General features: G+C 29.9%; 17 protein-coding genes. 15 read left to right on the top strand and 2 right to left on the bottom strand.

Annotated elements, in window-relative coordinates; all coding sequences use genetic code 11:
• The first annotated feature begins 7 nt into the window (after positions 1-7).
• From ACH36K_RS18340 to rho, 12 genes are all read left to right on the top strand, one after another.
• The gene (locus ACH36K_RS18340) at positions 8-1,312 is read left to right on the top strand and encodes a pyrimidine-nucleoside phosphorylase (protein WP_411169011.1); all 1,305 of its coding nucleotides are present in this window, start codon (positions 8-10) and stop codon (positions 1,310-1,312) included.
• Positions 1,313-1,349: 37 nt separating this feature from the next.
• Complete coding sequence (gene deoC / locus ACH36K_RS18335; RefSeq protein WP_411169010.1) at positions 1,350-2,015, top strand: deoxyribose-phosphate aldolase; 666 nt, start codon at positions 1,350-1,352, stop codon at positions 2,013-2,015.
• A 59-nt stretch (positions 2,016-2,074) separates the two neighbouring features.
• Positions 2,075-2,899, top strand: a complete 825-nt coding sequence (locus tag ACH36K_RS18330) for a transketolase (RefSeq protein WP_411169009.1) — start codon at positions 2,075-2,077, stop codon at positions 2,897-2,899.
• 2 nt (positions 2,900-2,901) lie between these two features.
• Entirely contained in the window at positions 2,902-3,825 is a 924-nt protein-coding gene (locus ACH36K_RS18325; protein ID WP_411169008.1) for a transketolase family protein, read from the top strand.
• A 96-nt stretch (positions 3,826-3,921) separates the two neighbouring features.
• Entirely contained in the window at positions 3,922-4,944 is a 1,023-nt protein-coding gene (locus tag ACH36K_RS18320) for a LacI family DNA-binding transcriptional regulator (RefSeq protein WP_411169007.1), read from the top strand.
• 109 nt (positions 4,945-5,053) lie between these two features.
• Positions 5,054-6,142: a BMP family ABC transporter substrate-binding protein gene (locus tag ACH36K_RS18315; protein ID WP_411169006.1), complete on the top strand. Its 1,089-nt coding sequence runs from the start codon at positions 5,054-5,056 to the stop codon at positions 6,140-6,142.
• Positions 6,143-6,218: 76 nt separating this feature from the next.
• Positions 6,219-7,739: an ABC transporter ATP-binding protein gene (locus tag ACH36K_RS18310; protein WP_322412477.1), complete on the top strand. Its 1,521-nt coding sequence runs from the start codon at positions 6,219-6,221 to the stop codon at positions 7,737-7,739.
• Positions 7,739-8,830 (top strand): ABC transporter permease, encoded by a 1,092-nt coding sequence (locus tag ACH36K_RS18305; RefSeq protein ID WP_411169005.1) that lies wholly within the window; start codon positions 7,739-7,741, stop codon positions 8,828-8,830. The genes ACH36K_RS18310 and ACH36K_RS18305 overlap by 1 nt, the downstream gene beginning before the upstream one ends.
• A complete protein-coding gene (locus ACH36K_RS18300; protein ID WP_411169004.1) occupies positions 8,830-9,777 on the top strand; it encodes an ABC transporter permease in 948 nt (315 codons plus the stop codon). Before ACH36K_RS18305 ends, ACH36K_RS18300 begins: the two co-directional genes overlap by 1 nt.
• A gap of 23 nt (positions 9,778-9,800) precedes the next feature.
• Positions 9,801-10,448 carry a fructose-6-phosphate aldolase gene (gene fsa / locus ACH36K_RS18295; protein WP_411169003.1) on the top strand — a complete coding sequence of 216 codons (648 nt, stop codon included), beginning with the start codon at positions 9,801-9,803 and terminating at the stop codon, positions 10,446-10,448.
• Positions 10,449-10,681: 233 nt separating this feature from the next.
• A complete protein-coding gene (locus ACH36K_RS18290; RefSeq protein ID WP_411169002.1) occupies positions 10,682-14,215 on the top strand; it encodes a 5'-nucleotidase C-terminal domain-containing protein in 3,534 nt (1,177 codons plus the stop codon).
• A gap of 306 nt (positions 14,216-14,521) precedes the next feature.
• A complete protein-coding gene (gene rho, locus ACH36K_RS18285; protein WP_411169001.1) occupies positions 14,522-15,958 on the top strand; it encodes a transcription termination factor Rho in 1,437 nt (478 codons plus the stop codon).
• Between the two features lie 38 nt (positions 15,959-15,996).
• On the opposite strand, the gene ACH36K_RS18280 is transcribed toward rho, so the two are convergent.
• Complete coding sequence (locus ACH36K_RS18280; protein WP_411169000.1) at positions 15,997-17,097, bottom strand: MGDG synthase family glycosyltransferase; 1,101 nt, start codon at positions 17,095-17,097, stop codon at positions 15,997-15,999.
• Positions 17,098-17,271: 174 nt separating this feature from the next.
• Positions 17,272-17,478 (bottom strand): 50S ribosomal protein L31, encoded by a 207-nt coding sequence (gene rpmE / locus ACH36K_RS18275; protein WP_008676589.1) that lies wholly within the window; start codon positions 17,476-17,478, stop codon positions 17,272-17,274.
• A 151-nt stretch (positions 17,479-17,629) separates the two neighbouring features.
• Here rpmE and ACH36K_RS18270 point away from each other — a divergent pair, with 151 nt between their 5' ends.
• The 3 genes from ACH36K_RS18270 (at position 17,630) to prfA (ending at position 21,147) form a co-directional block, all read left to right on the top strand.
• On the top strand, positions 17,630-18,217 hold the full coding sequence (locus tag ACH36K_RS18270; protein WP_411168999.1) for a thymidine kinase: 588 nt from the start codon (positions 17,630-17,632) through the stop codon (positions 18,215-18,217).
• A 17-nt stretch (positions 18,218-18,234) separates the two neighbouring features.
• A complete protein-coding gene (gene prmC, locus ACH36K_RS18265; protein ID WP_411168998.1) occupies positions 18,235-19,998 on the top strand; it encodes a peptide chain release factor N(5)-glutamine methyltransferase in 1,764 nt (587 codons plus the stop codon).
• A gap of 63 nt (positions 19,999-20,061) precedes the next feature.
• Positions 20,062-21,147 carry a peptide chain release factor 1 gene (prfA, locus tag ACH36K_RS18260; RefSeq protein ID WP_411168997.1) on the top strand — a complete coding sequence of 362 codons (1,086 nt, stop codon included), beginning with the start codon at positions 20,062-20,064 and terminating at the stop codon, positions 21,145-21,147.
• Positions 21,148-21,159: the final 12 nt, after the last annotated feature.

The raw sequence follows: 21,159 nt of genomic DNA, 5'->3' as shown, positions 1-21,159 counted from the left end.
GGTAAACATGAGAGCATTTGATATTATAGCAAAAAAAAGAGATAATAAAGAATTAAGTAAAGAAGAGATAGAATTCTTTATAGAGGGATATACAAAAGGAGATGTAACAGATTACCAAGCATCGGCATTACTAATGGCTATATATATAAATGGCTTCAGCAAGGAAGAAACAGTTAACCTTACTATGGCTATGATAAAATCTGGAGATGTAGTTGATTTAAGTGAAATAAATGGTATTAAAGTTGATAAACATAGTACTGGTGGTGTTGGAGACAAAACTTCTTTAATATTAGTTCCAATGGTAGCAGCAGCAGGTGCAAAAGTAGCTAAGTTATCAGGGAGAGGTTTAGGACATACTGGTGGAACACTTGATAAGCTTGAAGCAGTACCAGGATTTGATATAAATGTAAGCAAGGAGAATTTTATTAATTTTGTTAATAAATCAGGACTTGTTATAGCAGGCCAAACACAAAATATAGTTCCAGCAGATAAAAAATTATATGCACTTAGAGATGTTACTGCAACTATAGATAGTATTTCATTAATAGCTGCAAGTATAATGAGTAAAAAGATTGCATCAGGTTCAGATGCCATATTACTAGATGTTAAATATGGTGATGGAGCATTTATGAAGACTAAAGAAGATGCTGAAAAATTAGCTGAAGCAATGGTATCTATAGGTAAAGGTTTAAATCGTAATACTTCAGCAGCTATAACTTTAAATGGAGAACCTTTAGGACATGCAATAGGAAATGCATTAGAAATACAAGAAGTAATTGAAGTATTAAGTGACAAAGGACCAGAAGATTTAAGAGAATTATGCTTAAGACTTGGTGCTCAAATGCTTAAATTATCTAATGTAGAAGAAGATGTAAATAAGGGTAGAGAAGTATTAGAAGAAGTACTTAGAAATGGACAGGCTCTTGAAAAATTAAAAGAACTTGTTATAAATCAAGGTGGAGATGTAAAAGTAATTGAAAATAAAGACTTATTTACTATTTCAGAAGTAGTACATGAAGTTAAGGCTCAAGAAGAAGGCTATGTATATGAGCTTAATGCAGAAAAAGTAGGAATAGCATCATTACTAGCTGGAGCTGGAAGAGAAACTAAAGATGATTCAATAGATTATGGAGCTGGAATAATATTAGCTAAAAAGATGGGTAGTTATGTTAATAAAGGAGATTTATTAGCTACAATATACACTAGTGATAAAAATAGAATCGAAAAATCTGAAGAAATGTTATTATCAGCATATACAATTTCAAATGAAAAACCATCTAAAAATGAAATAATATATAAAATAATTGAGTAGTTTAATAAATACAAATAAAATAGATAGGAGATAAATAATGGATATAAAAGAAATCTTAAAGACAGTTGATCATACATTACTTTTACAAACATCAACATGGAGTGAAATAAAAGATATATGTGATGATGGAATTAAGTATGGAGTAGCATCAGTTTGTATTCCACCATCATTTATAAAAAGAGCTAAAGAATATGTAAATGATGATTTGAAAATATGCACAGTTATAGGATTCCCTAATGGTTATAATACAACTGAAGTGAAAGTTTTTGAAACTAAGGATGCAATAGAAAAAGGTGCAGATGAAATTGATATGGTAATAAATTTAGGTATGGTTAAAGATAAAAATTATGATTTTATAACTGATGAGATAAAAAAGATAAAGGAAGCATGTGGAGATAAGATATTAAAGGTTATAATAGAAACTTGCCTTTTAACAGAAGATGAGAAAATTGAGTTATGTAATTGTGTAACTAAGGCTGGTGCAGATTTTATAAAAACATCTACTGGTTTTAGTACAGGTGGAGCAACAATAGAAGATATTGAGTTGTTTAGAAAAAATGTTGGTAAAGATGTAAAAATTAAAGCTGCTGGTGGAGTAAAGAGTATTGAGAAAGCAGAAGAATTTATAGACAAGGGTGCTTCAAGGCTTGGAACAAGTTCTATAATAAAGATAATGAATAACGAAGAAGTTAAAGGTTATTAATATCAAAAATTTTAATATAGGATTCCTAATCATCTAAATAATTTGTAGGAGGCATTCTTATGTATAATAATTTAAAAGAACATTCTATAAATATAAGAAAAAATATAATAGAAATGATAGCTGAGTCAAAATCAGGACATCCTGGTGGATCATTATCAGCTGTAGAAATACTAACATATTTATATTTTAAAGAAATGAATATAGATAAAAATAAATTAGATAGTAAAGAAAGAGATTATTTTGTATTAAGCAAGGGGCATGCAGCTCCTGCTTTATACTCAACCTTGATTGAAAAGGATTTAATTGATAAAAATGAAGTGAAAAACTTAAGAAAGATTGGATCCATTTTACAAGGACATCCAGATAGTAAAAAGATAAAAGCTGTAGACATTTCTACTGGATCATTGGGACAAGGAATATCTAATGCAGTAGGTTTAGCTATAGCTTCAAAAATAAATGAAGATAAAAATAGAGTTTATGCTCTATTAGGTGATGGAGAACTACAAGAGGGAATAGTTTGGGAAGCATTTATGAGTGCAGCGCATTATAAGTTAGACAACTTAGTAGCATTTATAGATAATAACAAACTGCAAATAGATGGGAAAAATGATGATGTAATGAAGGTTCAGCCTTTAGATGAAAAGTTTAAGGGATTTGGATGGAATGTAGAAATAGTAGATGGACATAAATTTGACGAAATAGAAAATGCGTTAGAAAAAGCTAGAGAGTCAAAAGGTAAGCCAACCGTTATTATAGCTAATACCATAAAAGGTAAGGGAGTTTCTTTTATGGAAAATAAAGTTGAATGGCATGGAACAGCTCCTAATAGTGATCAAAAAGAAAAAGCATTATATGAAATAGAAAATGAAATAAGGGAGGAATAAATATGGGAATAGCTACACGTGAGGCATATGGAAAAGCACTTCTTCAGTTAGGAGAAGAAAATGAAGATATAGTAGTTTTAGATGCAGACCTTTCTAAATCTACAAAAACATGTGACTTTGCAAAAGCTTATCCTGAAAGATTTATAAATGCAGGAATTGCAGAGCAAAATCTTATAGGGATGAGTGCTGGATTAGCTAGATATGGAAAAATTCCCTTTGCCAGTACATTTGCAGTTTTTGCATCTGGCAGGGCTTTTGAAGTAATAAGAAACTCAGTATGCTATCCTAAGGCTAATGTAAAAATAGCAGCAACTCATGCTGGAATAACAGTTGGTGAAGATGGTGGCTCTCATCAATCTATAGAAGACATAGCACTTATGAGATCATTACCTAATATGACGATATTAGTTCCAGCAGATGAAAAAGAAACTATAGAAGCAGTTAAGTTTGCAGCTAACTATAAGGGACCTATATATATAAGATTAGGAAGACTTAATAGTGAAGATATATTTGATGATGATTACAGTTTTCAATATGGCAAGGGGATTTCTATAGAGGAAGGTAATGATTGTACTATAATCTCTACTGGGATAATGACAGCTATGGCGAAAAAAGCAGTTTCTAACTTAAAAGAAAGAGGAGTTAATGTAAGATTAATTCATATTCCAACTATAAAACCTATAGATAAGGAAATCATAATAAAGGCTGCCAAAGAAACTAAGTTTATACTTACATGTGAAGAACATTCAATAATAGGAGGACTTGGAGAAGCAGTAGCTAGCGTTACGGCAGAATTTGAGCCAACAAAGGTTATCAAGCTTGGAATAAATGATTTGTTTGGTGAATCAGGTACACCTAATGAATTATTAGAAAAGCATGGACTTACATCTGAAAATATAGAAAAAATTATCAAAAGTTATATATAATAAAATTTAGGGCTAGTATAAGTGAATGAAATAGATATATAATATGGATATAAGGGAAATTTTGCTAATCTCATTAAATGTATAAGGAGAATTGAAATGGCAGTAACTATAGATGATATAGCAAAAAAAGCAGGTGTTTCTTCTGCAACTATATCTAGGGTCTTAAATAATTCATCATATGTAAAAGATGAAACTAAGGAAAAGGTTTTAAAAGTTATAGAAGAAATGAATTATGTTCCAAGCGCTATAGCTAGAAGCCTTTCAAGAAGGGAGACTAGCACCATAGGAATAATAGTTCCTGATATAACAAATCCTTATTTTGGAGAAATAATAAAGGGTATAAGTAAAATTGCAGAAGAAGTTGGTTTAAATATAATACTGTTCAATACTAATAACGATATAAAAAGCGAATTAAAGGCATTGGATGAAGTTAAGAAACATAGATTAAAAGGTGTAATAATGACTCCGGGTTTTGGAGACACTAAGTTCGAAGATATATTTATAGATATTATAAAGAGTACAAGTATGCCTATTATACTAGTTTCTGCAGATTTAAATTATATAAATTTAAATGGAGTCTTTGTTGATGATATTAAGGGTGGATTTGATGCAACTGACTTATTAATAAAAAAAGGTCATAAAAAAATAGGTATAATAACAGGAATAATAAGCTCAAGTTCGGCAATAAATAGAGTAAATGGATACAAAAAAGCATTAAAGGAAAATAATTTACCCATAATAACTAAATATATAAAAGAAGGAAAATTTAATCTAGATAAAGCTTATGAAATAACTAAAGAGTTTTTAGAAATGGAAGATCCACCTACAGCATTAATTGCATGTAGTAATATGATGACTTTAGGTGCAATTAAAGCTTTATTTGAAAAAAATAAAAAGATTCCTAAAGATATGGCTTTAGTTGGTTTTAATAAAATTGAATTCATAGATATAGTTGGAATTAATTTAACTTATGTAGAGGATTCACCTATAGAACTAGGAAGGTCAGCTATTAAACTACTTTTAGAGATATTTGAATCAGAAGAAAAAAATAAAATAACTCGTATAAAAATACCACCTAAATTAATTTTAAATGGATCTGAAGAAAAAGTAAGTAAATAAAACTTTAACTTTATTTGTAAGCGGTATCAATCGCAAGTATTATAATTTAAAACGATGCATTTCTTTGTAGATCAAAGATTGCTATATATTATTTTATGGAGGGATTATTATGAAAAAAAAGCTAATAGCACTAACACTTTCAGCACTTATGGTTACTGGTTTAGTAGGTTGTGGTAACAAAGGTGGAGAAGCACCAAAGGAAACTAAAAAAGACTTAAAAGTAGGTATGGTTACTGATGCGGGTACTATTGATGACAAGTCATTTAACCAAGGTACTTGGGAAGGTATAAAGAAGGCACAAACAGATTTAAAGGTTGAAACTAATTATTTAAAACCAACTGGAACAACAGAGGCTGATTATATTAAAGAAATAGGAAATCTTTATGACACAGGATATAAATTTATAGTTACTCCTGGATTTAAATTTGAAACAGCTGTATTTAAAGCACAAGATAAATATAAAGATGCTAAATTTGTAATACTAGATGGTAATCCACATAGTGGAGACTTTAAACCAGTTGTAGCTGATAATACAGTTGCTATATTCTTCGCTGAGCAAGAAACTGGATTCTTAGCAGGTGTTGCAACAGCACTTCAATTAAAAGAAGGAGAACTAGGATTTATAGGTGGTATGGAAATACCAGCACCTCAAAAGTTTAACTGGGGATTCCAACAAGGTGTTAAATATGCTAATGAAAATTTTGGAACAAAAATGAATATAAAGAAAGAAAATGTAGTATATCAAGGATCATTTGATAATGTTGCTGCAGGTCAACAATTAGCTGCAACTATGTTTGATAATGGAGTTAAAGCAATATTTACAGCAGCTGGTGGAGTTGGAGTTGGAGCTATAAATGAAGCTAAAGCTAGAGCTAACGCTGGAAAAGAAGCATGGATAATAGGTGTTGACAGTGACCAATATGCAGATGGTATTTATAAAGACAATAAATCTGTAATATTAACTTCAGCTATGAAAATGATAGATACAGCTGCTTATGATATGATTAAAGCTGAATTAGATGGAAACTTCCCAGGTGGAAAAACTTTAATATTTGATGCTAAAAATGATGGTATAGGACTTCCAAAAGAAAATCCTAATTTAAGTAAAGAAACTTCAGATAAAGTTGATGAAGTACTTAAACAAATTAAAGACGGAAAGATTACTGTATCAGATAAGCAAGGAGATTTAATTAAGTAGTTTTATAAGGAAATTTAAGGGTTTAGCCTTTAAATTTCCTAAATTAAGTATTAATAAGGAGAAAGCGGTGAATTATATGGAATATGTAGTAGAAATGCTTAACATTCGAAAAGAGTTTCCAGGAATTATAGCAAATGATAATGTAACTTTACAGCTAAAAAAGGGAGAAATCCATGCTCTTTTAGGAGAAAACGGTGCTGGTAAATCTACATTAATGGGAATGTTATTTGGAATGTATCAACCAGAGGCTGGAATAATAAAAGTAAATGGAAAAGAAGTGAAAATTTCTAGTCCGAATGTAGCAAATGATTTAGGAATAGGTATGGTTCATCAGCATTTTAAACTAGTTGAAAACTTTACTGTAACAGAAAATATTATATTAGGTCTTGAACCAAAAAAATTCTTAACAGTTGATGTAAAAAGTGCAGCTAAAAGAATAGATGAGTTATCAAAAACTTATGGATTAAATGTTGACCCATATGCAAAGATAGAAGATATATCTGTTGGTATGCAACAACGTGTTGAAATCTTAAAAATGTTATACAGAAACGCTGATGTGCTTATTTTCGACGAGCCAACGGCAGTTTTAACTCCTCAAGAAATAGAAGACTTAATTGAAATAATGAAAAACCTTATAAAAGAAGGTAAATCAATAATATTAATTACACATAAGCTAAAAGAAATCAAAGCCGCTGCAGATAGATGTACTGTTATAAGAAGAGGTAAATGTATAGGAACAGTTGATGTAAAAACTACTACTGAAGCTGATATGGCAAAAATGATGGTAGGTAGACAAGTATCCTTTAAAGTAAATAAAAAACCGTCAACCCCAGGGGAAGAGGTATTAAAAATTGAAAATTTATCAGTTAAAAATAATAAAAAAGTATTAGGATTAAAGGACTTTTCTTTAGAAGTAAGAAAAGGAGAAATAGTTGGTATAGCTGGTGTAGAAGGAAATGGACAGACTGAGATAGTTGAAGCTATAACGGGAATGAGAGAAATAGAAAGTGGAGCAATATTCTTTAACGGAAGGGATATTACTAAAACTTCAATAAGAGATAGAATTGACGATGGAATAGCACATATTCCAGAAGATAGACATAAAAGAGGACTAATTCTTGATTATACTATGGAAGATAACATGGTTCTTAAAGTTTATAAAAATGAACCGTTTTCTAAAAATGGACTTATAAATAGAAGTAAAATAACAGAATATGCAAATAACATTATAGAAACCTTTGATGTAAGATCAGGTGAAGGTGGAAAATCTATGGCTAGATCTTTATCAGGTGGAAATCAGCAAAAAGGAATAATTGGACGTGAAGTTCAATCAAATCCAGATTTATTAATAGCTGTTCAACCAACAAGAGGATTAGATGTAGGATCAATAGAATACATACACAAAAGGCTTGTTGAGCAAAGAGATAGTGGGAAAGCTGTACTTTTAGTATCACTAGAATTAGATGAAGTACTAAACGTTTCAGATAGAATTGCTATTGTTAACAATGGTGAACTAATAGGAGTAGTAAATGCCTCTGAAACAGACGAAAACGAAGTTGGATTAATGATGGCAGGAATAAAGAGAGGTGAAAGCTAATGGAAAAAAATCAAGGTTTAAAATCTGTAATGGCTGTAATCTTAGGTCTTATTGCAGGTGCCATATTAATGGTAATCATGGGATTTAATCCTGTTGAAGGGTACGAGTATTTATTTAAAGGCGGATTAATGAACCTAGAGAGAATAGGTAACACTATAGCTACTGCAACTCCATTAGTACTTACAGGGCTTTCAGTTGCCTTTGCATTTAAAACAGGATTATTTAACATAGGGGCTCCCGGACAAATGCTATTTGGAGGATTTTGCTCAATTGCTGTAGGTTTAACACTGGATTTACCTAAAGCTTTACTTGTTCCTATAGTTGTATTAGTAGGAATCTTAGGAGGAGCATTATGGGCTACAGTTCCAGGATTATTAAAGGCTAAATTCAACGTTCACGAAGTTGTATCATCAATAATGATGAACTGGATAGCTTATTGGATAGTTTACTATAACATCCCAAAATATTTTAAAGGAGAATTCTTAGAAACTGAATCAAGAATGTTACCAGAAACAGCTACTTTAAGAGTTTCTTGGTTATCAAGTATATTTAGTGGATCATATATAAATTTAGGGATTTTCTTAGCAATAACAGCAGTTTTTGTTGTTTGGTTTATATTAAATAAAACAGTTTTAGGATATGAATTAAAAGCTGTTGGATTTAATAGATTTGGAGCAGAATATGCTGGTATGCCTGTTAATAGAAATATAATTGTTTCTATGATGATAGCTGGAGCATTATCAGGTCTTGCAGGTGCTATACAATATACAGGTAACGCAAATATAATGCAAATAGGAGTTATGCCAACTCAAGGTTTTGATGGAATAGCAGTTGCATTACTTGGAGCAAGTAACCCTATTGGAGTTTTCTTCTCAGCGTTATTCTTTGGAGTACTATATGTTGGAAAAGGATTTATGAATGCTGCGGTAAAGGTACCACCAGAACTTGCAGACACTATAATGGCAACAATAATTTACTTTGCAGCAACAAGTATGATAATGGATAAAGTAATAAAAAGATTTAAAAAATCAAAAAAAGATGACGATTCAAAAGGTAAAAATAGTTCTGCTGAAAGGGTGGTGGAAAAATAATGTGGAGCATAATACAACAAATTTTTCCATATGCAATTTCTTTTACAGTGCCTCTTTTAATAACAGCGTTAGGAGCACTTTACTGTGAAAGAAGTGGAGTTATAAATATAGGATTAGATGGACTTATGATAATAGGTTCATTTGCTGGAGCATTAACAGTATCAAAACTACAAGCAAACGGAGTTGCAGGGGCTTTATGGATAGGTCTTTTAGTTGCAACTTTAGCAGGAGTTTTATTCTCCTTATTACATGCATTTGCAAGTATAAACTTAAATGCTAATCAAGTAATTAGTGGTACAGCAATAAATATGATAGCTGGAGCATTAACAGTATTCTTAGCAAGAAATATGACTGGTAGTGGTAATATAAGAGTAACAAATGGATTTATTCCAAAAGATATACCAGTATTATCAAATATACCTGTAATAGGGCCACTTTTCTTTACTAAAACTTATGCAACAACATGGCTTGTAATAGCAATTTTAATACTAAGTGTATTCTTATTATATAAAACAAGTTTTGGATTAAGATTAAGAGCTTGTGGGGAACATCCGCAAGCGGCAGCGGCAGCTGGTATAAGCGTATTCAAAATGAGATATATAGGTGTTATGATATCTGGAGGATTATCAGCTTTAGGTGGAGCTATAATATTAGTAACATATTCTGGTGAGTTTAACGGAAATGTTGCTGGTCTTGGATTCCTAGCTTTAGCAGCATTAATATTTGGACAATGGAAACCTATGGGGATACTAGGAGCAACTTTATTCTTCGGATTTGCTTCAACTATAGCAAACGTATCTCAAGTTATACCATCATTAGCATCTATACCAGGTGTATTATTGAAGATTTTCCCATACGTTGTTACTTTAATAGCATTAGTACTATTCTCTAAATCATCACAAGCTCCAAAGGCTTCTGGTGAACCATTTGATGCTGGTAAGAGATAAGAAAGGATATGGAGGTTTAAGCTATGAAAATATTTATAGATACAGCAAATGTAGATGAAATTATATCTGCAAATGATATGGGGGTGATTTGTGGTGTTACCACAAATCCTTCTTTAATAGCAAAAGAAGGAAGAGATTTTAAGGAAGTTATAAAAGAAATAACTACTATAGTTGACGGACCTATAAGCGCAGAAGTAATTAGTCTTAAATATGATGAAATGGTAAATGAAGCACTTGAGCTATCTAAAATTCATCCAAACATTGTTATAAAGGTACCTATGACTATAGATGGACTAAAGGCAGTTAAAATATTATCTTCTAAGGGAATAAAAACTAATGTTACATTAATATTCTCTACTGCACAAGCTTTATTGGCTTCTAGAGCAGGAGCTAGTTATGTAAGTCCTTTTATTGGAAGAGTAGATGATATAGGAAGTAAAGGTATTGAACTTGTAAAAGAAATTGCATCAGTTTTTAAAACACATAATATAGAGACTGAAATTATAGCTGCAAGCGTTAGAAATCCTATACACAGTATAGAAGCTGCTTTAGCTGGAGCTCATATAGCTACAATACCATACAATGTTTTAGTACAAATGACTAAAAATCCATTAACTGACATAGGGATAGAAAAATTCTTAAGTGATTGGGAAAATAGTAATAAGAAATAGCGAAATATATAATTTTATTATATGGTATGGTCATTAACTGTTAATTTAGTTTTTAATCATATTAATGAAGTAAAAGCATTAATATCATTAAAGTAATAAATTTTAAAACTACTTTTATTAACGACATCTGAAGTATTAACTAGAGATATTATAATTTATATCGAAGTACTTTAGATGTCTATTTTTATGGTTATTATTAATAATAACATAAATAAAAAATTAGGAGGGGTAAAATGAGAATTAAGGGAAACCTAAAAAAATTCTTAGCTTCTGCAGTAGCTTTTACTTTTATAATGGGTAATTTACCAATGAATTTAGTAAAAGCAGCTGCTGAAGAATTAAATACTGAAACAGTTCAAATTCTTGCAACTACAGATTTACATGGAAAATTTGTTCCATATGATTATGCAAGAGCAACAACATCATATGGAGGATTAACTCAAATATCAACATTAGTAGACCAACAAAGAGAGAAAAATCCGAATACTATACTTGTTGATAATGGAGATAACATTCAAGGAAATTACAATCATTTATTTTTAAATGATGAAAAAAATCCTATGATGCTAGCAATGAAAGATATAGGATATGATTCATTTAATTTAGGAAATCATGAATTTAATTTTGGTATGGACAAGTTATTTAAAATAACGAATCAAATCAAAGATAATGTAAAGGTTTTATGTGCCAATTTATACAAGGATGGAAATAGAGTTTTTGATGCATATACAATCAAAGAATTGCCTAATGGAATAAAGGTTGCAACAATTGGCGTTGCTACTCCACATATTGACAAGTGGGATGGACCAAATTTAGTTGGTTATACACCTACTAATCCAACTGAAGAAGTTGCGAAGGTTATCAATGAAATAAAAGCAGCTGGTGGTGCTGATGTATATGTAGTTACAGCACATATGGGGTTCAATGGTGAATATGGCAAGGGAGATTCAGCAAAGGAACTTGCTGAAGCAAATCCTGATGTTGATGTAATTGTTATGGGACATAGTCATGAAACCAATGTTAATAAAACTGCTGGAAATGCAATTTTAATTCAACCAACCAATAATGCTGGAAGTTTAGGTAAAGTAGAAATCACTTTAAAAGCAACTGAAAATAATGGATATGAAATAAAAGATAAAGTAGGATCATTTATATCTGTAAATAAGGATGTAGCTGAAGATAAAATTTTATCAGAAGCTTTAAAAGAATATGACAATAGAGCAAAGGCAGATGCTAGTATCGTTATTGGTAAATTAGAAGGACCAAGTTTAGCAGACAAAAATGAAATAGCTGATATTCCAGAATCTTTGGTTAGAGATCAAGGTATAACTGACTTAGTAAATGAAGTTCAATTATATAACAGCAAAAAACACTTAGAATCAAAGGGGATAGATCCTAATACAGGATATCAAGTGTCTGCAGCAGCATTATTTGATGCAAGTTCAAATATGTTATCTGGAGACATAAAGAAATCAGATGTATCAAATATATATAAATATGATAATAAGCTTTACACAATAAAAACAAATGGAAAGCAACTTAAGAGATTTATGGAATGGACATCATCCATATATAATACATTTAAAACTGGAGATTTAACAGTATCATTAAATCCTGATATAAGATTGTATCAATATGATATGTTTGATGGTATTAGTTATGAAATAAATATTTCTAAGCCAGCAGGAAAAAGAATTGAAAATGTAAAGTTTGAAAAAGATGGAAAAGCTGTTGGAGATAATGATATAGTTTATTTATCAGTAAATAACTATAGATATGATTCAATACTTAATGCAACTACAAATCCTGTATTTGAACCAGGAACACATGAAAAAATATATGATACAAATAATGATAAAATCTCAGATATGAGAGATTTAATAACTGATTATATAGTTAAAGTTAATGATGGAACTATAAAAAGAAATATAGATAACAACTGGAAGTTAACAGGAGTCACTTATGATGAGGCCTTAAGAGCACAAGTAGTAAAACTAGTTAATGAAGGAAAATTACAAATACCTAAATCAGAAGATGGAAGAACTCCAAATGTAAAGAGTTTAACTTGGAATGATGTTTTAAAGGCTCTAAATACAAAGAGAGTTGATATAATGAGTTTCAATGATTTTCATGGAAATGTTGAAGAAAGTGGTAAGAATGTAGGAGCTGCTAAATTAGCAACTGCTATTAAAGATAGAACATCTTTAAATGATTCAACAAATTATGAAGCAATCCCATTATCAGCAGGAGATTTATATCAAGGAACTGCTATATCTAATTTAACTCATGGAGCACCTGTAACTGAGTTCTTAAAGGAAATAAAATTAAAGGGATCAGCAATTGGTAATCATGAATTTGACTGGGGAAAAGAAAATATACAAAAATGGGCTAAAGATGGTGAATTTGAATTCTTAGCGGCTAATATCGTTGATAAGGCAACAGGAAAAGCTGTAGATTGGGCAAAACCTTATAAGATTATTGAAGCAGATGGTTTAAAAATAGGTATAATAGGAATAACAACACCAGAAACTGCTTATAAAACAACACCAGAAAATGTAAAGGATTTAAGTTTCTTAGATCCAGCAGAAGTAGTTAATAAATATGCGAAACAACTAAAGGAACAAGATAAAGTAAATGCAGTAGTTGTACTTTCACATTTAGGAGCTAAACAAGACACTGCAACAAAAGAAGTAACTGGAGAAGCAGTAGATCTAGCTAAGGCTGTAAGTAATGTAGATGGAATAATAGCAGCGCATGACCATCAATTCACTAAAGCAAAAGTAAATAATATAAATATAATTGAAGCTGGATATAATGGAAGAGGATTAGGAACACTTTCATTTGATTTTGATGAAGCTGGTAAGCTTTTAGCAGTTAGTTCTAATTTAGATGAACTATATAAGAGAAGTGCAAATATAGCTCCAGATGAAACTGTTTTAAATATAGTAAATAAGTATAGAAATGAATTAAAACCTATACTAGATGAAAAGATAACTGATTTAAGTATTGATTTAGATCATGATAGTTATAATGGATTAACACCACTTGGAACAGTTATAGCAGAAGCAATGAGAAAAATAACTAATTCAGATATAGCTATAACAAATGGAGGTGGAATAAGAGCTCCATTATCAGCAGGTGTTTTAACAATGGGAAATTTATATACAATAATGCCATTTGATAACACTTTATTTACAATGGAATTAAAAGGTTCAGATATTAAAACTGCTATAGAACATGGAATAATGCCAGGCAATATGGGATGGGGTCAATTCTCAGGAATAAAGGTTTGGTATGATCAAGATGCTAAAGCAGGTGAAAGAGTTACATCTATTAGGTTAGCAGATGGTACACCTTTAGATATGAATAAATATTACAAGGTAGTAACTAATGACTTTATGGCAAGTGGCGGAGATGGATATAACTTTAGTAATGCAAGAAATATGGTAGATACTAACTTAGTTATGAGAGATGAGATAATAAAAGAGTGGAAAGCTAATGGTGTAAATACCAAGATACAAGAACTTTTAATAGCTGGTGTTGATGATACAAAGGATAATACAAAACCTGAAGAAGGCGGAAATACAGGAGAAAATGGAAGTACAGGAGAAACAGATAATAATGGAAATAAGGGGGATAACAATAACCCAAACAATTTACCAGCTACAGGAGGACAAAATCCAATAAATTTATTAATATTTGCTTTATTCATATCTGGAGTTGGATATGTTATGTTTAGAAAGAAGACAGAAGAAAAAGCAAGTTAGTAATAAACAGTTGTTTAATGGACTATCTTATAATTTAAGATAGTCCTTTTAAATATGTAAGTATTAAAATGATAAATTAGGAAATAATAGTAATAAAGCAATTAATAAAATTATCTTGAAAAATTAATTATATTAATTCATAATATAGGTACATATATAAAATCTATGAGATTCATATCTTTAAATTTATATCTGAAAATATCCCAAGTGAAATTAATAAACTATTTAAAACTTTGATTTGTATCATAGTTAATTTTATTAACTATAATTATGCTATAAATAAAAATAATATATGGAGGTGTAGTTTTGACTAAAGAAACATATGAAAGAAAAACTTTAGCAGAATTAAAAGAAATAGCCAAAGAGCTTAATATAAAAAATATAAGTAAGCTTAAAAAAAGCGAATTAATAGATGCAATAATTGAGAATTCACCAAAAAGTATAGAAAAGAATGGTGTAATATTACAAGAAAAGATAACTCCTAAGGTAAGAGTAGAAGATATAAGCGCAACAAATAATCCTTTTACTAAGGAAAATAAAGAAGAAAATAAAGAAGAAAATAAAGAAGAAAATAAAGAAGAGAAAAGAGAAAGATTAAAGGTTATGATAAATGAATCTAATACTGCAAAAGGAGTGTTAGAGATATTAGAAAATAATAGCTTTGGGTTTTTAAGATGTAACAATTATCAAACAGGTGAAAATGATATTTATGTATCTCCTTCTCAAATAAGAAGATTTAATCTTAGAACTGGGGATGAGGTAGAAGGAAAAGTTAGAGAAGCAAAAGAAGGAGAAAAATTCAAGGCATTACTTTATGTTGAAAGAGTAAATGGAGAAAATCCTGAAAGAGCTGTTGGAAGAAAATCTTTTGAGACTTTAACGCCTATTTATCCACAAGCAAGATTACATTTAGAAACTGATAATGAAGGTGATTTATCATCAAGACTTATGGATATAATTTGTCCTATAGGTAAGGGACAAAGGGGAATAATAGTTGCTCCTCCTAAGGCAGGTAAGACTACTTTATTAAAGAAAGTTGCTCAAAATATATCTAAAAATTACCCAGATGTAAAGCTAATAGTTTTACTTATAGATGAAAGACCAGAAGAAGTAACAGATATGAAGAGATCTATAAATGGAGATGTTATTTATTCAACTTTTGATGAGGAGCCTCAAAACCATGCTAAGGTTTCTCAAATGGTATTAGAAAGAGCTAAAAGAATGGTTGAACAAGGAAAAGATGTAGTTATATTATTAGATAGTTTAACAAGATTATCTAGAGCATATAATTTAACTATTACTCCAACTGGTAGAACTTTATCAGGTGGATTAGATCCAGGAGCGTTAATAATGCCTAAAAAGTTCTTTGGAGCAGCAAGAAACATAGAAGAAGGTGGAAGTTTAACTATACTTGCAACTGCTTTAGTTGATACAGGTTCTAGGATGGATGATATGATATTCGAAGAGTTTAAAGGAACAGGCAACATGGAAGTGCATCTAGATAGAAAGCTTCAAGAAAGAAGAATCTTCCCAGCAATAGATATATACAAGTCAGGAACTAGAAAAGAAGACTTAATTCTATCAGAAGAAGAAAAAGAAGTTGCATATTCTATAAGAAGAGTTATGTATAGAGATGGAAATGTAGAAAATGTAACAGAAAAATTAATAAATATGCTTTCTAAAACTAAAAGTAATAAAGAGTTTATAAGTATATTTACAAAAAGTGAAATAGAAAAGAAATAATAAAATGCGTATAAGGGAATTACTCTTATACGCATTTATTACTTTAATATTAATTTATCAGCTAAATCTACTATACTTTGTTTAGAATAACAAGAAGATAATTTAGATAGTTTAAAACGCATTTGTTCTAATTCTTTAGGGCTAGAAATTAAATTATCTATTTCTAAATTTAATTCAAGTAGATTATCTACATATAGGGCATAGCCGTTAGAAGTTAAAAATTCTACGTTTTCTGTTTCTTGTCCAGGAATAGCAAATGGAATTAATAAAGGTAAGTTTTTATTTATAGCTTCACTTACTGTCAAACCACCAGGTTTACTTATTATTAAATCAGAGTATTCCATTAAAGAATCTATATCTTTAGAAAAACCTAATATGTGAAGTTTTTTATCTTTAATTGAATACTTATATTCATTTAGTAAAGTTTCTTTTAGATTTTCATTTCTACCACAAACTACCGTTATCCTAAGTTTATTTGAATTATTTAACAATTCTTTTAAAACGTAAGAAATATTTTTTAGTCCCATGCTACCACTCATTAATAAAATATTAAAGTAATCATCATTTTTAGCAGTTTTAACGTCAAAATTATTTTCTAAAAATTCATCTTTTACAGGAATTCCAAATGGAAAAATTATTCTAGAATCTATTCCTCTATTAGATAACTCTTTTCTTGTATATTCACTTGCTGTTATATACGCATCTATATTCTTATCAATATAAGTTGAATGAGCTTTAAAATCCGTTACTATAACTATAGTTGGTTTATCTAGGCCTTTTCTTTTAAGAGAGCCCATTATATTTACAGCAAATGGATGAGTAACCAAGATAATGTCGGGATTAGTAGAGTTAATAAGCTTTAATAATTTTTTTCTAGTAAAAGAAAATACTATAGATAGTAATTTATTTGTAAACTTTGTATCTGTAATTTTGTATCCAACCCCATAAGTTTTAGGAAATAATGAAGCTGATATTTCATATCCTGTAATAAATAATCTAGTTAGAATTTTACTATTGTTCTTTAAAAAGTCATGACGTATTATTTCGTAACCAGACTTTTCAAAGGAACTAGATATAGAACTTGCTGCTTGATTATGACCTTCTCCTGTAGAAGTAGTTAATATTAAAATTTTCTTCATGATCATATAACACTCACTTTTCTAAAATAACATAATAAATAATTACCATTATATTATAATACAAATTTTAAAATAAAGCATAGAAAAGTAAAATTCTAAGAGAAATTTAAGAAACAAAAGAAAAATTTAAGAAATAAAAGAAAAATGGGAAAGACTAAGTCTTTCCCAGAATTTCTATTTGTTAAGATTAAATCTCTTATTGAATTTGTCAACTCTTCCGCCAACATCAATGATTTTTTGTTTACCAGTGAAGAATGGGTGGCATTTAGAGCATATTTCTACTTTAAGTTCATCTTTAACTGAACCAGTTGTAAAAGTATTTCCACATGCACACTTAACTACAGCTTCGTGGTTGTATTTTGGATGTATGCCTTCTCTCATATTTTTCACCTCTTTCGACTACTTAAATAACCATTTGAGTATATCATAGGAGCATAGTTGAGTCAAGTTGGTTACATAATAAAAATATCTTTGATTAGTTGTAATATAAAATGCTATAATCGTAATATATCTAAGGAAAAGGAGACGTATTATGAGTAAATTATATTTTAGATATGGAGCTATGAATTCTGGAAAATCAACACATCTTATGCAGGTAGCACACAATTACGAGGAAAGAGGAATGAAAGCTATACTAATGAAACCTTCTACTGACAAAAAGGGTGGAGAAAATTTAGTTTCTAGATTAGGTGTTGAGAGAAAAGTAGATTTAGTTATTTTTAATGATGACAATATATTGGAAAAGGTTCAAGAATATAGAGATATCAACAAAGATATAGATTGTATATTAGTAGATGAAGTACAATTTTTAAAATCAAATCAAATAGACCAGCTATTTGAATTAGCAGTTGTATTAGATATACCGGTGATTTGTTATGGTTTAAGAACTGATTTTAAAATGCAAGGTTTTGAAGGAAGTACAAGACTACTATTACTTGCTCATAGCATAGAAGAAATGAAAACAATATGTAAGTGTGGAAGAAAAGCTGTGCTGAATGGAAGAAAAATTAACAATAGATTTGTTTTTGAAGGGGAACAAATTGCTATAGATAATGTAGATGATGTAGAATATGAATCTTTATGTGGACACTGCTATTTTAAATACAAAAATAATTTATAAATAGGAAGAGTGGTAAAATGAAAAAGTGTGATGTTGGAGGACAAGCTGTTATAGAAGGTGTTATGATGAGAGGGAGTAAAGGCCAAGCTACTGCTGTTAGAACACCTAATAAAGAGATCGAAATAGATTTTAAAAAGATAATTCCTATAACTAAAAAATATAAATTTTTAAATATTCCTTTTATTAGAGGCATATTCGTACTTGTTGATTCATTAATTACAGGAATAAAAACATTAAATTATTCAGCATCTTTTTTTGAAGACGAGGATGAAGGTGAATCAAAATTTGAACTTTGGCTTAAAAATAAGTTTGGCGAAAAAAGTAATGACTTAATAATTGGTGGAACTATGATTTTATCTTTTGCCATTGCTATAGGACTATTTGTAGCTTTACCTACTGCAATTGCATCCTTGTTTAAATTATTAAACTTATCTCCTATAGCTCTAAATTTAATAGAAGCTATAATTAGAATAATTATATTATTAGTTTATATGTACTCTATAAGCAAAATGGATGATATATATAGAGTATTTCAATATCATGGAGCAGAGCATAAATCAATATTTTGCTATGAGGCTGGGGAAGAGTTAACTGTAGAGAATGTAAAAAAATTTAGTAGATTTCACCCTAGATGTGGGACTAACTTTTTATTTTTAATTATGTTTGTAAGTATAATAATATTTACCTTCACAGGATGGGGAGGATTTTTAGAAAGATTAACATTAAGAATATTACTAATTCCTGTGGTATCTGGAATTACGTACGAGTTAATAAGATGGCTTGGTAAAAATAATAATAAATTATCTAAAGTAATAGCATATCCAGGTTTAAAGCTTCAAGAACTTACAACAAAAGAACCTGATGATGATCAAATAGAAGTTGCTATTGCAGCTCTTATGAGTGCAGAGGGAATAAAGCCAAAAGAAAATACCATAGGTGAGTTACTTCAAATAGGCTCAAAGAGATTAAAGAGGAAAAAAATAGAAAACTATATGTTAGATACACAATTATTATTAGGAAATGTTTTAGCAAAGGATAAATTGTATATAATAACAAATAGAGACAAGAAAGTTTCTATTAATGACGAAAAAGAATTTTTTAAGTTAATAGAAAAAAGGGAAAATAGAATGCCTATTAAGTATATTTTAGGTGAAACTGAATTTATGGGTTTAGATTTTAATGTAAAAGAAGGAATTTTAATTCCAAGAGGAGATACAGAAGTTTTAGTTGAAGAGTTATTAAAGCTTATTCCAGAAGATAAAAGTTTAGATGTTTGTGATTTATGTTCAGGAAGTGGTGCTATCGGAATAGCTCTTGCTCATTACAGAAAAAATATAATGGTTGAAGAAATAGATTATTACAAAACTCCAGAAGAAGTAACCAAGGAAAATATTATTAAGCAGGGTTTAGAAGATAGAGTTAAATTTGTTAAAAGTGATTTATTAAAAGAGCCTATAGCTAAAGGAAAAAAATATGATATTATTGCATCAAATCCACCATATATAAGAGAAGAAGAAATAAGTAATTTAATGAATGATGTTAAAGAGTATGAGCCTCATACAGCTTTAGATGGAGGGGTAGATGGATTAGACTTTTATAGAAGAATAATAGAAGAAAGTAAACTTGTTTTAAAAGAAAATGGAATACTTGCATTTGAAATAGGTCATGATCAAGGTGAGGAAGTTACAAAACTGATGAGTTTATCAGGCTTTAATAGATTGAAAGTATTTAAAGATTTGGCAGAATTAGACAGAGTTGTACTTGGTTACTTTACTTATTGATAAATTTCTATCTTTTGTGATATAATAGGTAGATGTTAAAAAATATAGTACGGAGTGATATTTATGTTATTAGATAAATTGGCTTTTATAGAAAATAAATATGATGAATTATCTGTAAAGATATCAGATCCTTCAATTATGGCTAATCAAACAGAATGGAGAAAGCTATGTAAGGAACACGCTGATTTAGAAATTATAGTTAATGCATATAAGGAATATAAAACTGTTGTAGAAGATTTAAGTGCAAATAAAGAGATGTTATCAGAAGAAAGCGATAGAGAAATGAGAGAAATGCTTTCAGAAGAAATATCAATGCTAACAGCTAGAGAAGAAGAGTTAGAGAAGCATATACAAATACTTCTATTACCTAAAGATCCTAACGATGACAAGAACGTTTTTGTAGAAATCAGAGGGGGTGCAGGTGGAGATGAAGCTGCTTTATTTGCAGCAAATCTTTTTAGAATGTACACAAGATATGCTGAAACTCAAAGATGGTCAGTAGAATTAATGAGTGCAAATGAAACTGATATAGGTGGATTTAAAGAAGTAGTATTTATGATTAAAGGTAATGGAGCTTATTCAAAACTTAAGTATGAAAGTGGAGTTCACAGAGTACAAAGAGTTCCTGATACAGAATCAAGTGGTAGAATTCATACCTCAACAGCAACAGTAGCAGTTTTACCAGAAGTTGATGATGTTGAAATAGAAATAAGCGAAAAAGATTTAAGAATAGATGTTTATAGATCTTCAGGTAATGGAGGACAATGCGTTAATACAACAGATTCAGCGGTAAGAATTACACACTTACCAACAGGAGTTGTTGTTGCTTGTCAAGATGAAAAGTCTCAATTAAAAAATAAAGAAAAAGCTATGAAGGTTTTAAGATCTAGATTATATGAAGCTGCAGAAGCTGAAAGAAGTGCTGGTATAGCAGAAGATAGAAAAAGTCAAGTTGGCTCAGGAGATAGAAGTGAAAGAATCAGAACTTACAACTATCCTCAAGGAAGAGTTACTGATCACAGAATCGGATTAACACTTTATAAGTTAGAATCATATTTAAATGGTGATATAGAAGAAGTGATTAATGCATTAATTACAGCTGATCAAGCTGAGAAAATGAAGAATATGGGTAATACTGACGCTATTTAATAAAAAAAGCCT

Origin of the sequence: Clostridium sp. MB05 (genome assembly GCF_046581255.1) — a bacterium.
Classification (GTDB): Bacteria; Bacillota; Clostridia; order Clostridiales; family Clostridiaceae; genus Clostridium.
This window is presented reverse-complemented; position numbering and strand designations above follow the sequence as displayed.